This is a genomic window from Mesorhizobium sp. M7A.F.Ca.AU.001.01.1.1 (genome assembly GCF_004022735.1).
Classification (GTDB): domain Bacteria; phylum Pseudomonadota; class Alphaproteobacteria; order Rhizobiales; family Rhizobiaceae; genus Mesorhizobium; species Mesorhizobium ciceri.
In genome coordinates this window covers 1-14,477 of the sequence record NZ_RZPF01000058.1, presented here as the reverse complement: position 1 = coordinate 14,477, position 14,477 = coordinate 1, and the positions used below count along the sequence as shown (strand labels likewise).

Sequence of the window (14,477 nt, the reverse complement as noted above, 5' to 3'; positions counted from 1 at the left end):
GAACAGCGAAACCCCGCCGAGCACCACGGCGGCGATCGGCGGATTGTTCCTGACCTTCTTCACCTATACGGGTGAGGCGGCCTATGCCAGCGGCAACTCCTACACGCTGTTTTCGATCGCCGCCGTGGTGCTCGGCGGGGTTTCGCTGTTCGGCGGCAAGGGCAGCGCCATCGGCGCCATCTTCGGCGCACTGGCTTTCCGCACGATCGGCGACCTGTTGTTCGTCTTCGATTTCGATCCGCTCTGGCAGCCGCTGTTCCAGGGCGTTATCCTGCTGGTCGCCGTCAGCCTCGGCGCCTTCGCCCTGTTTCGGGTCCGCAACCGGCTGGAGTGGTTCCTGTGAGCGAAACGACGCTTGGCGGCATTGCCGGCCGCATGCCAAGATTCATCCGCCGCGCCGATCCGGCGGTGCTGACGGCCTTTGCCTGCATCGTGCTTTTGCTGTTCTTCGGCAGCCTCTATTCCAGAAGCTTCCTGTCGCCTGAATATCTCCTGCAGCAGCTCAAGGTGGCTTCATTCCTCGGCGTTATCGCGACAGGCATGATGCTGGTCATCCTGCTCGGCCAGATCGACCTGTCGGTGCCGTGGGCGGTGGCGGCGGGCGCCATGATGGCCTGCGCCGCGGCGGCGTACGGCCCGGTCGGCGTGGCGTTGGCCATCCCGTTCGGCATCATCTGCGGCATGCTGATCGGCGTCGTCAACGGCATCGGCGTCGCCTATCTGCGCATCCCCTCGATGATCATCACATTGGCCACCAACGCTGTCGCGCAAGGGCTGATGGTGGTCTACACCGGCGGCTTCTCGCCGCAGGATTCGGCGACGGGCGCGATGCGCTACCTGGCGACCGGTTTCGCCATTCCGGGCGTGCCCAACGCCGTCATCATCTGGGCGCTGATCGGGGCCGCGATGGTGTTCGTGCTGACGCGGACCGGCTTCGGCCGCACCGTCTACGGCATCGGCAACCGCGAGCGCGCGGCCTATCTCTCCGGCATCGACACAAGGCGCGTGGTGATGATCGCCTTCGCCGTCTCCGGTGGGCTCTCGGCTTTCGGCGGCGTGCTTCTGGCCGGCTATGCCTCCAAGGCGGCGCAGTCGATGGGCGACGCTTATCTGCTGCCGTCGATCGCCGCGGTGGTGCTTGGCGGCACCTCGATCTTGGGTGGGCGCGGCTCCTATCTCGGCACTGTCGCCGGTGTCATCCTCATCACTTTGCTGCAATCCATCTTGTCGGTCATGCAGATGCCGGAGGCGGGGCGGCAGATCATCTACGGTGTCGTCATCGTCGCCATGCTGCTGCTCTACGGCCGCGCGCCGGCAAGCCGCTGACAGTGGACGAAGCGGCAGCACAGGCGCCGACGAGCGCCCCCGGCTCGGTGCCGGCCATCGTGGTTATGGGCGTCGCCGGCTGCGGCAAGTCGGCGGTGGGCGTTGGGCTTGCCGCCGCTCTGGGCGTTACCTTTATCGAGGGCGACAGGCTGCATCCTCCGGAAAACGTCGCACGCATGGCAAGCGGCGAGCCGCTTACCGATCAGCTGCGCGAAGGCTGGCTCAACGCGATCGGCGAGCGCATCGCCGCGTCGGTGGGGCAGGGCAACGGCGTGGTCGCCGCCTGCTCGGCGCTGAAGCGCAGCTACCGCGACCGGCTGAGCGGCTTCTGCCCGGAAATCGTCTTCCTCTATCTGGAGATCGACCCTGGTACGGCCAGGCAGCGCGTCGGCAGCCGCAAGGGCCACTTCATGCCGGCGAGCCTGGTCGACAGCCAGTTCGCCATCCTCGAGCCGCCGGCTGCGGATGAGCGCGCCTCGAAACTCAATGCCACACGCCCGGTCGGTGAGCTCGTCGCCGCCGCGGTCCGTCTGATACGCCGGTCATGAGCCTTCATCCATTCCGATGCCGATGCTGTCCGAGGCCTCGGTCAGCCGCTGCCGGCGGGACCACGTCAGCATCTGCTCGGGGTAGAGCTTCAGCGCTTCCAGCAGGCGGTCGCGCTTGAGCAGGATGTAGTGCGCCTGCACAGTCATGTTCTTGGCGCCATCCCTGGCCATGTCCGTTGCCGGGCTGACAGATGCCTCCGGCGTCAGCTCGGGGCTGAGCACGGCCCGGTATTCGATGAAGGGAACCACTTCGAAGGTCGACATGGCAAACAGGGCGGTCCTGCCCCTGGCGGCGAAATTCGCCGGTGCCGAGGCGAGATGCGTCCAGCCGCTTTCGCCCATGGCTGCCTCGGTGAAGCTCGTGCCGGCATGGACGGTGTTGGTCATCGTCACCACGCCATTCTGCTTCAGGATCTTCTGGATGCGGATGGTGACTTGATAGGTGTCGTCGCGGCCAAAGACGACCCGGCTTTTCAGGAACCGGTTTTCGACATCGATCAGCGGCGGATTGAGGAAACGCAAGCCGAACGCCGATTCGGAAATACCGTGGGTGTTGACGCTCACCTGATGCGCTTCGATACCGGCCTCGTACAGCGCGCGCTTGCCGATGATGGTCTGGGCGGTGAACTGATCGCACCAGAGGATGGCGCCGTGGCCGCGCTGCAAGGCCGACCGCAGCCCCGCCAACCCCTCCAGCCGGATCGTCGGCGACCAGCGGCCGGCCACCAGATGTGCGGCGAGCTGCAAGCGGCGGCGGTGGCGCGCTGCCAGCAATCCCTCGAACAGCTTGCGTGCATCGATACCATCGCCCAGCACCGCGAGCGTGGCGGCAGCGTAGGCCGGGAATTCCTTGCGCATATGGCGCTTGAGGCGAAACCTCGATACGCGGCCGCAGATCGGCGCCCACCACCGCACCGGCAGTGCCGCCGCCACCACGAGATAGAAGATAGACAGCAGGCCTTCGCGAAGATCCTTGTTGGAAAAGCGGCGAAGCCGGCCAGGGCGAACCAGCTTGCGGCTGAAGAAGCGTACATCCTCCGCCCGTTCCGGGACGAAGACGTCTGCGATGATTTCAGTGCGGAAACTGGCTGCCGACGGCAGCTTGCGGGCGGCCTTGCGGGATTTTTCTAACCACCACAGCCTCATCGGTCCAGCCCGTTCTTCGAACCCCGCTTTACTGCGTCGGCTTGGGCCGTGCAAGGTCATGTCCGCGCTCAAGACTTCTGCAAATTTCGCTTGCCCTAGACTTGAGACAAGCGCGCCGCTTACGAAGTGTTGATTTCGAGGGCCGGACGAAGATAGTCGTATCGCTATTCCATATATGGCGTCAGCACATCTTCGATCCATTTCATGAACGCGCGGACCCGGCGCGATAGATTGCTCCGATGTGCGACGACGAGGGACACGGCGAGCGGCCGGCGACGAAAATCGGGTAGGATCTCGACAAGCGCTCCACTCCCCAAGTATCGGCCAATGCCCAAGAGTGGCGCCTGGATCAGGCCGAGGCCGGCGAGGGCCGCTGCTTCGTAGGTCTGTGCGCTGTTGACGTGTAGCGCACCTGGCAACTGAAGCGTCGCGTAGCTGTCGCCGTCCGGATATTCCCATCCATAGGGTCGCGCGCCCAGCAGCGTCGAAAAATGAATTGCCCTATGTTCCTGACGCTGGAGATCTTCCAGCGATCGAGGCACGCCATGGCGCGCCAGATAGGCGGGACTGGCTGCGTTGGCCATGCGCAACAGGCCCAACGGGCGGGCAATCAGGGTCTCGTCGCGAATGGGTCCAAGCCGCAATACACAATCGAACCCCTCTTGAACCAGATCGACTTGCCGATCCGTACTCGACACCTCCAGCTCCAACTCGGGGTGAGCCGCCATGAAATCCGGCAAAGCCGGTACGATCGTTGTGCGCGCCACTTCGGTCGGAAGGTCGACCCGCAAACGGCCGCGAAGTGCCACGCGGTCGCCTGCGAACATCGAGTGCAGATCATCGACTTCAGCAAGCAGATCGCGGGCGCGGGCATGAAATGCGCGTCCGTCCTCCGTCAACCGCACGCTGCGCGTCGTCCGGTGCAGAAGCCTGACACCCACATCTTCTTCCAGCTTGCGGACCGCCGTTGAGGCTCTCCCCTTTTGGATGCCCAGGCTATCGGCCGCGCGGGTGAAGCTCCCCATTTCCGCGACCGTTGTGAAAATGAGGATGGGTTCGAGATTCTGCATTTTCGTGCCTCGGATTGTTTCCCAAAAAGAGAACAGTTGGTTCATTTTCTCGGCATTTATCACATTTGAGAGGCACAGTAAGCTTCGAATATGGGATCTCCCCATCGGAGAATGACAAGTGTCCGAAACTGTGAACCTGCATCAGACACCGGAAATTATGACCTTGCATCGCGCCCTGTGGGCCGGCCGGATCATGAGCGCGTTTGTCGTCATCGCCCTGACGGCAGATGGCACTGTTCAGCTTTTCGCGCCGGCACAGATCGCCAGCATGTTGCAGGAAACCGGGTTTGCGATGGACCTGACCCGTGTCGTGGGTCCGATCATCCTCGCCTGCGCCATCCTCTACGCCATCCCGGTCACCGCCGTCCTCGGCGCGATCCTGGTGACGGGCTTTTTGGGAGGTGCCATCTGCGCCCATCTCCGCATCGGTGAGTTGGGGTCGCCGCCGGAAATCATCTCCCTGTTTCTGGGCGCGATGACCTGGGGCGGCCTCTATCTCCGCGATCCCCGTATCCGGGCCATTCTGCCGCTCATCCATTGAACCAACAGGGGCAGCTCTGTCCCCCGACATCAGGAGAAAACACATGTTCCTAGTAATGGGAATCACGGGAAAAGTTGGCGGCGCAACGGCAGAGCATCTGCTGGCGCACGGCAAGGAGGTACGCGCACTCGTCCGCAACCGCGACAAGGCGGCCAATTGGGCGAACCAGGGCGTGGAACTGGTAGACGGCGACTGGAATGATTCGGCAGCCATCGAGCGAGCCCTCAAAGGCGTCGAAGGCGCGTTCGTCATGTTGCCCCCTGTCTGGGCGCCGTCGCCCGATTACAAAGAAGCGAGGAGCGTGATTGCTAGCTATGTCGAGGCTCTGACCAAGGCAGCGCCGCCGCGAGTGGTCGCGCTTTCGTCGATGGGTGCGAACAGAACAAGCGGGCACGGGGTGATCGCGGCCTTGTCGCTTCTGGAGCAAGGGTTTCGCGGCCTGACATCACCAACCGCATTTGTGCGCGCGGGGGGATTCTTCGAAAATTTCCTCTACGGCTTGCAGGTCGCGCAGGGCGGAATGCTACCGGTCTACTACAATCCGACAAACCGGAAATCGACCATGGTTGCGACGAACGACATCGGCGCAGAGGTCGCAACCCTTTTGACCGGGTCGACGTGGTCAGGGCAGCGCATCGTCGAGATCGGTTCGATGGTCACCGCGGATGAAGTCGCCGAGCAGTTGGGTGAAGTCCTGAATCTCGCCGTGAAAGCCTTTGCAATTCCGCGTGCGGGGTGGGCGGAAGCGTTCGAGCAATTCGGCATCCCGAAGGGTCACTCCGGACCCGCCGAAGAAATGTTCGAGGCCGTGAATGCGGGATGGATGGACCTCGGTGTGGCGGGTACGGAGCACGTAGCGGGTACGACGTCCGCACGCGCTGTATTCGAGGCTGCGTCTAACGTGAACGGATAGGCCAAAACTGCATGAGGTTCTCCGTGATTTCGAGCTTCGCAACCCGAGATTTGGAGAACCTCTCCTTCAATGCAGGAATCTCTATCTGAACGCGATCAGCTTGAAGTCGGTGGTTTAGATCTGCGACGTCAGCTCGACCGGAAAATCGTCATTGTCGGCATCGCGCATGGCGGCGAGGCTGCGATTATCCAGCACTTCGGCGATTGCCTGCCGCACCTCCAGCATCATGTGGCGGACCTGGCAGGTCGCCTCGTCGCAATCCTCGCAGCGTTGATACTGCGTGCGGCTGGCGCAAGGGATTGGCGCCAGCGGCCCGTCAAGCACGCGCACGACATGGCCGATCTTGATTTCGGAGGCCGGCCGGGCAAGGCGGTAGCCGCCTTCCTTGCCTTTGCGGCTCTGGACGAAGCCGGCATTGCGCAATTCGCCCAGGATGGCATCGAGGAATTTCTTCGGGATGTTGTTGGCCACAGCGATGTCATTGACGAAGGCCAATTGGCCGGCCGGCAGGCCAGACAGATGCACGAGGGCCTTGAGGCCGTATTTGCCTTTTTTTGTCAGCATGCCCAGATCAACCCATAAAAGCCCCAACCACTCGCATCTGGCGACTGTTTGTGTGCAAATAATGACGTCTTCGCCGCGCGATGATGTTTCGCGAAACAGCCACCAAATTGCACGTTAGGCATAAACGCGTTGATTCTTTGTAACGTTTTGCACTGAGAACGCGGATATTCCGCTGATAACCAGGTTATCGGCGTTCAAAAACGAAAAAAGCCGGCAGCGCGCCGGCTTTTTCGTCTGCTGTGCAGGTATCGCTGCCTCAGCGGCTGCCGTAGGTCTGGTCGAGCAGGCCGCCGGCGGCGAAATGCTCTTTCTGCACCTTGTCCCAGCCGCCGAAAACGTCTTCCACCGTCAGCAGCCGGACATCGGGGAAATCAGCCTTGTATTTCGCCGCCACAGCGGCGTCGCGGGCTCTGAGGCCGTTGCGGGCGGCGATGTCCTGGCCCTCCGGTGTGTAGAGGAAGTCGAGATAGGTCTTGGCCAGATCGCGCGTGCCGTGATCGTCGGCAACCTTGTCGACGATGGCGACCGGGAATTCGGCCAGCAGGCTGACCGAAGGCGTAACCTGCTCGAACTTGTCGTCGCCATACTCCTTGCGGATGCCGCGCGTCTCCGACTCGAAGGTGATCAGCACATCACCGATCTCGCGCTGCACGAAGGTGGTGGTCGCGGCGCGGCCGCCGGTGTCGAAGATCGGCACGTTGTTGAACAGCTTGGTGATGAACTCTTTCACCTTGGCGTCATCGCCCTTGAAGGCTTCCTTGGCGTAGGCGGTGGCCGCCAGATAGGTGTAGCGCGCATTGCCGGATGTTTTCGGGTTTGGGAAGATCACCTGCACGTCGTCGCGCACGAGATCGTTCCAGTCCTTGATGTGCTTGGGGTTGCCCGCGCGGACAAGGAACGAAGGCAGAGAATAGAAGGGCGAGGCATTGTCAGGGAAATCCTTCTGCCAGTCGGCCGAGACGAGGCCCTTCTTGACCAGGAAGTCGATGTCGATGACCTGGTTGAAGGTAACAACGTCGGCGCCAAGACCCTCGGCGATGGCGCGTGCCTGCGCCGAAGTGCCGGCATGCGACTGGTCGACGGTGACGCCCGGATGCTGGGCGATGAAAGCCTTGTTGACCTGCACGAACAGTTCGCGGCCGACATCATAGGATGCGTTGAGCAGTTTGTCGGCCGACCAGGCTTGGGAGGATGCAAGGAACAGGCCGGCGACGGTGGCAAGCCCGAGGAAAAATCGTTTCATGAAAACAGGCTCCGATGCAATGCGTTGATGGTCGGACCATAGCCGTGACGTATCATGCGCGACGAGGCATGCGCTCTCGGTTCGCGGCCTCGTCGTGGGAAAATATATCGCCTAAGTTGGCACCTGTTGGAATTCTGTTCCAGGAGATGGCTACCTTCGTCGGAGTTTTTCTGCGCCTTGTTTGCGGTGCTGCATGGCATATACAAAAGGCATATACAAAGAGCTGCCGCCATGCCCCAGAACCGTCATTCAACGCCGCCCAAGGAGGCGAAGCTGTTTCGCAACAACCGCAGCCCAACACGGGAGAGTTCACCCGGATCAGGAATCTGAAGGTCGAAAACCGGTTGGCGTAGCGCTTGAGCCGAGAATCAAGCCGCCGGAAAAAGCTTCCAGCGGCCGGGGCGGAACGCCACCCGGCTTTTTTGCGCCGCGGGATGATCGACCGGCAACTCGATTTCGACCCGCTGACGCTCACCACCGATTTCAAGCTCGACCCGGCGCGTGCCGGCGACGCGCCGGCTGGCGGCGACCGTGCCGGCGATGCAGCCGCTGCAGCCGTCCAGCAATTCGACATCGTGCGGGCGGAAGTAGAGCGTCGCATCGCCCGAGGGCTCGTTGGGCGCGGCAAGCCCGATCGGACGGTCGGCGAGCCAGATCTCGCCATTCTCGACTTTGACGGGAAGCGAGCTCGATTCACCGATGAAGCCGTAGACGAAGGGCGAGTTCGGCGTGTCGTAGATGTCGTCGGCGGTGCCGACCTGCTCGATGCGACCCTGGCTCATCACCACGACGCGGTCGGCAAGCTCCAGCGCCTCTTCCTGGTCGTGGGTGACGAAGACGGTGGTGTGGCCGGTGGCGTCATGGATTTCGCGCAGCCAGCGGCGCAATTCCCGGCGCACCTGCGCGTCAAGCGCGCCGAACGGTTCGTCGAGCAGCAGCACCTTGGGTTCGATGGCCATGGCGCGCGCCAGCGCCACGCGCTGCCGCTGGCCGCCGGAAAGCTGCGCCGGATAGCGCTTTTCCAGCCCCGACAGCTGGACAAGGTCTAGAAGCTCGGAGGCGCGGCGGCGGATCTCCTGCGCCGGCGGGCGCGACGGCCCGTGCCGGACCTTCAGGCCGAAGCCGATATTGTCGGCCACCGTCATGTGCCGGAACAGCGCATAGTGCTGGAAGACAAAGCCGACATTGCGATCCTGGATCGACTTGTGCGAGGCGTCCTCGTCGCCGAAGAAGATGTTTCCGCGCGTCGGCCGCTCCAGTCCGGCGATCAGCCTGAGCAGCGTCGTCTTGCCGGAGCCGGACGGCCCCAGCAACGCGATCAGTTCGCCCGACTTGATATCGAGCGACACGTCGTGGAGGGCCGGAAACCGGTCAAACTCCTTGCGCACGTTGGCAACGCGAACTTCCATGCAAATCCCTCTGTCAGTGTCCGCGCGTCGCGGCGATCTCGGCGCCGTAGCGCATCTCGAGAAGTGTTTTCAAGACCAGCGTGACGAGCGCCAGGCCCGCAAGCAATGAAGCGACGGCGAAGGCGCCGACGGCGTTGTACTCGTTATAGAGGATTTCGACATGCAGCGGCATGGTGTTGGTCAGGCCGCGTATATGGCCCGACACCACCGAGACTGCGCCGAACTCGCCCATGGCGCGCGCATTGCACAGGAGCACGCCGTAGAGCAGCCCCCATTTGACGTTGGGCAAGGTCACGTACCAGAAGGTCTGCCAACCATTGGCGCCAAGCGAAAGCGCTGCCTCCTCGTCGCCATTGCCTTGCTCCTGCATCAGCGGGATCAACTCGCGGGCGACGAAGGGGAAGGTGACGAAGATTGTGGCCAGCACGATGCCCGGCACGGCAAACAGGATGACGATGCCGTGCGCTTTCAGCCAGGTGCCGAGCAGCCCCTGGGCGCCGAATAGAAGCACATAGACGAGGCCCGATATGACCGGGGAGACCGAGAAGGGAAGGTCGATCAGCGTGGTCAGGAAGGCCTTGCCCTTGAACTCGAACTTGGCGATCGCCCAGGCGGCGGAGATGCCGAACACAATGTTGAGCGGTACCGAGATCGCGGCGACCAGCAGCGTCAGCCGGATCGCCGAGCGTGTGTCGGGATTGCCGAGCGCTTCGGTGTAGGCACCGATGCCCTTGGCGAAGGCTTCGTTGAAGACGATGATCAGCGGCAAGAGCAGGAAAATGCCGAGGAAGGCAAAGGCGACGGCCATCAGGGCCAGACGCGCCGGGCGGCTTTCCGTGACCGCCGCCGACTGGCTTTCATGGTGCGGTTCGTAAGATTTGATCTCCGGATCAGCCATAGCGCTTGCGGCTCCACGACTGTGCGAGATTGACGACCAAAAGCATGATGAATGACAGGGCGAGCATGATCGCCGCAATCGCGGTTGCCGCCGGGTAATTATATTCCTCCAGCCGGATGACGATCAGCAGCGGCGCGATCTCTGATTTGTAGGGCAAGTTGCCGGCGATGAAGATGACCGAGCCGTATTCGCCGACGCCGCGCGCGAAGGCGAGCGCGAAGCCGGTGACGATGGCCGGCGCCAGGCCCGGAAACAGGATGCGGGTGATGATCTGGAAACGATTGGCGCCAAGGGTGGCCGCGGCTTCCTCCACTTCCTTGTCGATCTCCTCCATGATCGGCTGCACGGTGCGCACGACGAAGGGCAGGCCGATGAAGATCAGCGCGATGACGATACCGAGCGGGGTATAGGCGACCTTGATGCCGAGCGGCATCAGCAATTTGCCGATCCAGCCGTTCGGCGCGTAGAGCGTGGTCAGCGCGATGCCGGCCACAGCCGTCGGCAAGGCGAAGGGCAGATCGACCATGGCATCGACGATGCGGCGGCCGGGGAAGCGGTAACGCACCAGCACCCATGCGACCAGCGTGCCGAAGACGACGTTGACAGCAGCCGCGACGAAGGCAGTGCCGAAGCTGATTCTCAGCGCATTGATGGTGCGGCGATCGGTGGCGATCGCCCAGAATTCAGGCCAGCCAAGGGCGGCCGAGCGCCAGAGCAGCCCGGATAGCGGGATGAGGATGATGAGGGTGAGGTAGGCAAGCGAGAAGCCGAGCGTCAATCCGAAACCCGGAATGACGCTCGGCTGCCTGAATCGCCACCCCGCCTGGGCGGGTGCTGTGGTCATGTCGTCCTGAATATCGACTGCTTACTGGGGCTTGTAGATCTGGTCGAATATACCACCATCGCCGAAATGATAAGGCTGTGCTTTTTTCCAGCCACCAAACTGTGGATCGTCGATGGTTACAAGTTTGATCGGCGGCAGCTTGGCGAGGTCCTCGGCCGGCACCAGATCGGGCTTGGCAGGACGATAATGGTTCTTGGCGATGATCGTCTGCGCTTCCTTGGAATAGAGCCAGCTCAGATAGGCTTCGGCGATCTTGCGCGTGCCCTTGGCATCGACATTGGCGTCGACCACCGCCACCGGCGGTTCTGCCAGGATGGAGGTCGGCGGGTAGACGATGTCGAAATTGTCGGCGCCGAACTCGTCGAGCGCCAGATAGGCCTCGTTTTCCCAGGCGATAAGCACATCGCCGAGACCCTTTTGCGCGAAGGTCACGGTCGAGCCGCGCGCGCCGGTGTCGAGCACCGGGGCATTGGCGTAGAGCTTGCCGACGAACTCCTTGGTCTTGGTCTCGTCGCCGCCGTCATTGGCGTTGGCGTAGGCCCATGCGGCGAGATAGTTCCAGCGCGCGCCGCCGGACGTCTTGGGATTGGGCGTGATCACCTGGACACCGTCCTTGACGAGGTCGCTCCAGTCGTGAATGCCCTTGGGATTGCCCTTGCGCACGAGGAAGATGATGGTCGAGGTGTAGGGCGCCGAATTGTTTTCGAATTTGGTGCGCCAGTCCGGATTGATCTTCTTCGACTTCGAGACGATGGCATTGATGTCGCCTTCGAGTGCCAGCGTCACCACATCGGCGTCGAGGCCGTCGATCACGGCGCGGGCCTGGGCGCCCGATCCGCCATGCGACTGCTGGACGGTGACCGTCTCTCCGGTCTCGGCCTTCCAATGGGCGACGAAAGCTTCGTCATAGGCCTTGTAGAGCTCGCGTGTCGGATCGTAGGAGACGTTGAGAATGGTGGTATCGGCAAACGCGAAACCGAGCGTGCCGAACTGGACAGATGTGGCGACCAGTGCGCCGAGCAGTTTCCTGAAATGAGGTTTGGTCATTTCTGCCTCCGTTGAACCTGCGCCAAATCTACCGAATTGGTAGAAATTAGGTGCATTCAATGTTGCCTTTTTTGCCCCTCTTGAGAAAATGTTCGGCGCCATTTCGTCCTTTGGAGAAATATTTTCCTCTTGCGGCCAAAGGAAGAATCCATGGCCCTGCCACTCAGCCTATCTAGCAATGGGTAGTGCCGAGGCAAGGTGTGGAATTTGATCCGGTGCCTCAATCGGCGGTGATGGGAAAGTCGAAACGCTGTTTGGCGAACGGTTCGCTTTTCAGCGTGAAGTGCCACCATTCCCTTGCATAGTTCTTGAAGCCGCCCGCGCGCATGGCTTCGACAAGCATCTTGCGATTTGCCGCCGCTTCACTGGCAGGGCCGCGGTATGCGGTTTCGCTCATTGAATCAAAGCAGTCGAAACCGGTACCGAAATCGAGCGTGTCGGCATCCCCGGTGCCGCAGGCCGGGTTCGGGCTGGACCTGCGGTCCATCTGGGCGACGGCGACGTCGACGGTCGAGCCACGTGAATGAGTCGACAACTCTCCGACATAGCCCTTGGCGATCAGGTCGCTGCGCCTGACCTCCGGATACCATTGCGGATCGGGCGGCCCGCCCTGTTTTGTCCATTCGCCCATGTCGGCGACGGCGCGGGCAGGGCGGTAGCAATCGAACACCACCAGGGTCAGGCGTTTGGCCGCGATCGCTTTCTGGACAGCGGAGAGTGCCTTCGCCGCATCCTCGGTGAGGATGCAGACCGGGGCGCCATAGCCGTTCACCTTGCGGTGCAGAAAATTATCCGATCCGGCGTAGCGGATGTCCTGGCGGATCGAGGGGTCGACATCGGCGAGCCGGACAAAGCCGGCGGGGAGTGGGTCAGCGAGAGCAGGGAGGGTGATTGCCGTGACAAGGATTGTTGCTGCCAGTGCTGAGGCTGCCGACAGGAAAGGATCGCGCGAGGCACCCCCCTCTGCCTTGCCAGGCATCTCCCCCGCAAGGGGGGAGATTGTCAGCTTTGGCGTCCTGCTCCACCATTGATAACTGGCGAAAGCGGCAAGGACATCCGATCGCCCTCCTTGCGGGGGAGATCGCCGGCAGGCCAGAGGGGGGTGCCTCGGAACAGGCATGGGTGAAGTATCCCGCTATCCGCTGAGCCTGTGGAAAGCCAATTCCACGAATCGCTTGCAGCCGTCTATTCGACAAACACCTTCACGCTCGCCGCGCGTCCCGCGGCGTCGATGACGGTCAGCGTCGAATAGCCGGCGCCGTCGGGCTGCCAGGTCGCGGTGCGGCGACGGTCGATGCCCACCAGCGGCTTGCCGTTGGCGAGCCAGCGGAACGGCGCACGGCCGCCTTGCAGCTTCAGCACCAGCGGCGAGGCGTCGACCGAATTGGTGCCGAGATCGACGCGGGCGCCGTCGGGCGGGAAGATGATGGTCGGTGCGGGTTCGGTCACTGTCGCCTGCACCAGGCCGTCCGCCCCGGCGCCGAAGCGGGCGAGCGTCACCGGCAGGCCCTCGCGCCTGGGGCTGAACAGTCCGGGCGGCTTGCCCGGCAAGGGGACGGTGGCCAGGCCCGAGCGGACAAAACCCTCGAACAGGATGGGAGCGGCCGAGACATAACCGGACAGTCCGGGCACCGCGCCGGCGTCGGGACGGCCGACCCAGACACCGAGCACATAGCGGCCGTCGAAGCCGACCGACCACGCGTCGCGGTAGCCGTAGGACGTGCCGGTCTTGTAGGCAATGCCGCGCTGCAGGGCACCCTCGGGCGGCTTGACGCCCGACAGTATGTCGATGATCTGCCAGTTGGCCTGACCGTCGAGGATGGTGGCGCTGGTGCGCTCGGCATTGGCCGGCTCGGTGCCGTCATGCAGCGTGTGCGTCTTGCCGCCATTGGCGAGCCCTGTGTAGAGCTGGGCGAGGTCGCGCAGCGTGACGCCTACGCCGCCAAGGCCGATGGCCAGGCCCGGCGCCTCGTTGACCGGCAGTATGGGGCTGACGCCGGCCTGGCGGAAGCGCGCCATCAGCCGCGTTGGCCCGACCGCGTCGAGCACGCGGATCGCCGGCACGTTGAGCGACAGTTGCAGGGCTTGCCGGATGCTGACATCGCCCTGGTAGCCCATGTCGAAATTCTTCGGCCGGTAGCCGGAGAAATCGACAGGGCTGTCATCGATCAGCGTCTCCTGCGCCACCAGGCCCTGTTCGAAGGCAAGACCGTAGATGAACGGCTTCAGCGTCGAGCCGGGCGAGCGGACGATCTTTGTCATGTCGATCCAGCCGGAGCGGCTGGCGTCGAAGAAATTGGCCGAGCCGACTTCGCCAAGGATGTCGCCGGTGCGGGAGTCGGCCAGCACCATGGCGACCGACAGGCGAGGGCCGAGCTTGGTGGCCGCGTCCCTCGCCACCTGTTCCAGCCCCTCCTGGACGCTCTTGCGGATCGTCAGTTGCAAGGGCTGGCCGGGGACGGCCTTGGGCAACATCGCATAGGCGGCGTGCGCGGCGAGCGCCGGCAGCGTGCGGCGCAGGTCCGAGACATCGTCGAGGGCGGCCCGTGCGGCCTCGCGCTCGCCGAGCAGGCGGGAGGAGACCATTCGGGTCAGCACCCGGTCGCGGGCGGCGTGGGCGATCTTCAAATTGCGGTCGGGCCGACGCTTTTCCGGCAGCTGCGGCAGAGCGACGAGCAGGGCGGATTCGGAAACGGTGAGCCGTTTCGGCTCCTTGCCGAAATAGGCCAGCGAGGCGGCGCGCACGCCTTCCAGATTGCCGCCATAAGGCGCCAGCGTGAGGTAGCGTTCGAGGATTTCGCGTTTCGACAGCCGCCGTTCGATCTGGATGGCGCGCAGCATCTGCTTGATCTTGGAGCCGAGGCTGCGGCTTTCGCGCGGCTCGATCAGCCGGGCAAGCTGCATCGAAAGCGTCGAGCCGCCGGAAAC

Annotated in this window: 14 protein-coding genes and 1 pseudogene; 5 read left to right on the top strand and 10 right to left on the bottom strand. The window is 63.1% G+C overall.

The window, feature by feature from the left end:
* From EN884_RS06050 to EN884_RS06040, 3 genes and pseudogenes are all read left to right on the top strand, one after another.
* Positions 1-343: pseudogene (locus EN884_RS06050) on the top strand (ABC transporter permease); the annotation flags it as partial.
* Positions 340-1,326: an ABC transporter permease gene (locus EN884_RS06045; protein WP_013530866.1), complete on the top strand. Its 987-nt coding sequence runs from the start codon at positions 340-342 to the stop codon at positions 1,324-1,326. The pseudogene EN884_RS06050 and the gene EN884_RS06045, both read left to right, overlap by 4 nt.
* Before the next feature lie 2 nt (positions 1,327-1,328).
* Entirely contained in the window at positions 1,329-1,874 is a 546-nt protein-coding gene (locus tag EN884_RS06040; protein WP_027160689.1) for a gluconokinase, read from the top strand.
* Here EN884_RS06040 and EN884_RS06035 read toward each other — a convergent pair.
* Complete coding sequence (locus tag EN884_RS06035; protein WP_063168515.1) at positions 1,869-3,020, bottom strand: hypothetical protein; 1,152 nt, start codon at positions 3,018-3,020, stop codon at positions 1,869-1,871. The two genes, EN884_RS06040 and EN884_RS06035, sit on opposite strands and share 6 nt — an antisense overlap.
* A 164-nt stretch (positions 3,021-3,184) precedes the next feature.
* Complete coding sequence (locus EN884_RS06030; RefSeq protein ID WP_244514315.1) at positions 3,185-4,135, bottom strand: LysR family transcriptional regulator; 951 nt, start codon at positions 4,133-4,135, stop codon at positions 3,185-3,187.
* A 73-nt stretch (positions 4,136-4,208) separates the two neighbouring features.
* On the opposite strand from EN884_RS06030, the gene EN884_RS06025 reads away from it, so the two are divergent.
* Both EN884_RS06025 and EN884_RS06020 read left to right on the top strand, forming a co-directional pair.
* On the top strand, positions 4,209-4,631 hold the full coding sequence (locus EN884_RS06025; RefSeq protein WP_024501529.1) for a DoxX family protein: 423 nt from the start codon (positions 4,209-4,211) through the stop codon (positions 4,629-4,631).
* A 43-nt stretch (positions 4,632-4,674) separates the two neighbouring features.
* A complete protein-coding gene (locus tag EN884_RS06020; RefSeq protein ID WP_027160686.1) occupies positions 4,675-5,544 on the top strand; it encodes an NmrA family NAD(P)-binding protein in 870 nt (289 codons plus the stop codon).
* Positions 5,545-5,658: 114 nt separating this feature from the next.
* On the opposite strand, the gene EN884_RS06015 is transcribed toward EN884_RS06020, so the two are convergent.
* From EN884_RS06015 to pbpC, 8 genes are all read right to left on the bottom strand, one after another.
* Complete coding sequence (locus tag EN884_RS06015; protein WP_013530871.1) at positions 5,659-6,108, bottom strand: Rrf2 family transcriptional regulator; 450 nt, start codon at positions 6,106-6,108, stop codon at positions 5,659-5,661.
* Between the two features lie 256 nt (positions 6,109-6,364).
* On the bottom strand, positions 6,365-7,351 hold the full coding sequence (locus EN884_RS06010; RefSeq protein WP_013530872.1) for a sulfate ABC transporter substrate-binding protein: 987 nt from the start codon (positions 7,349-7,351) through the stop codon (positions 6,365-6,367).
* Between the two features lie 368 nt (positions 7,352-7,719).
* The gene (locus tag EN884_RS06005; protein ID WP_013530873.1) at positions 7,720-8,760 is read right to left on the bottom strand and encodes a sulfate/molybdate ABC transporter ATP-binding protein; all 1,041 of its coding nucleotides are present in this window, start codon (positions 8,758-8,760) and stop codon (positions 7,720-7,722) included.
* 13 nt (positions 8,761-8,773) lie between these two features.
* The gene (cysW, locus tag EN884_RS06000) at positions 8,774-9,658 is read right to left on the bottom strand and encodes a sulfate ABC transporter permease subunit CysW (RefSeq protein ID WP_013530874.1); all 885 of its coding nucleotides are present in this window, start codon (positions 9,656-9,658) and stop codon (positions 8,774-8,776) included.
* Positions 9,651-10,502 carry a sulfate ABC transporter permease subunit CysT gene (gene cysT / locus EN884_RS05995; protein ID WP_013530875.1) on the bottom strand — a complete coding sequence of 284 codons (852 nt, stop codon included), beginning with the start codon at positions 10,500-10,502 and terminating at the stop codon, positions 9,651-9,653. Before cysT ends, cysW begins: the two co-directional genes overlap by 8 nt.
* A gap of 21 nt (positions 10,503-10,523) precedes the next feature.
* Positions 10,524-11,549, bottom strand: coding sequence for a sulfate ABC transporter substrate-binding protein (locus EN884_RS05990; protein WP_013530876.1), 1,026 nt, complete (start codon positions 11,547-11,549; stop codon positions 10,524-10,526).
* A 220-nt stretch (positions 11,550-11,769) separates the two neighbouring features.
* Positions 11,770-12,528: a M15 family metallopeptidase gene (locus tag EN884_RS05985; RefSeq protein ID WP_244514314.1), complete on the bottom strand. Its 759-nt coding sequence runs from the start codon at positions 12,526-12,528 to the stop codon at positions 11,770-11,772.
* A gap of 206 nt (positions 12,529-12,734) precedes the next feature.
* Positions 12,735-14,477: penicillin-binding protein 1C (pbpC, locus tag EN884_RS05980; RefSeq protein WP_128360499.1), on the bottom strand; the 1,743-nt coding region annotated here is incomplete at its 5' end.

Bases quoted from the DNA above. Each gene is read 5' to 3' on its own strand.
- EN884_RS06035 (WP_063168515.1), bottom strand. From the start codon at position 3,020: ATGAGGCTGTGGTGGTTAGAAAAATCCCGCAAGGCCGCCCGCAAGCTG.
- EN884_RS05985 (WP_244514314.1), bottom strand. From the start codon at position 12,528: ATGCCTGGCAAGGCAGAGGGGGGTGCCTCGCGCGATCCTTTCCTGTCG.
- EN884_RS06020 (WP_027160686.1), top strand. From the start codon at position 4,675: ATGTTCCTAGTAATGGGAATCACGGGAAAAGTTGGCGGCGCAACGGCA.
- EN884_RS06010 (WP_013530872.1), bottom strand. From the start codon at position 7,351: ATGAAACGATTTTTCCTCGGGCTTGCCACCGTCGCCGGCCTGTTCCTT.
- cysT (WP_013530875.1), bottom strand. From the start codon at position 10,502: ATGACCACAGCACCCGCCCAGGCGGGGTGGCGATTCAGGCAGCCGAGC.
- EN884_RS06030 (WP_244514315.1), bottom strand. From the start codon at position 4,135: ATGAACCAACTGTTCTCTTTTTGGGAAACAATCCGAGGCACGAAAATG.
- EN884_RS06005 (WP_013530873.1), bottom strand. From the start codon at position 8,760: ATGGAAGTTCGCGTTGCCAACGTGCGCAAGGAGTTTGACCGGTTTCCG.
- EN884_RS06015 (WP_013530871.1), bottom strand. From the start codon at position 6,108: ATGCTGACAAAAAAAGGCAAATACGGCCTCAAGGCCCTCGTGCATCTG.
- cysW (WP_013530874.1), bottom strand. From the start codon at position 9,658: ATGGCTGATCCGGAGATCAAATCTTACGAACCGCACCATGAAAGCCAG.
- EN884_RS05990 (WP_013530876.1), bottom strand. From the start codon at position 11,549: ATGACCAAACCTCATTTCAGGAAACTGCTCGGCGCACTGGTCGCCACA.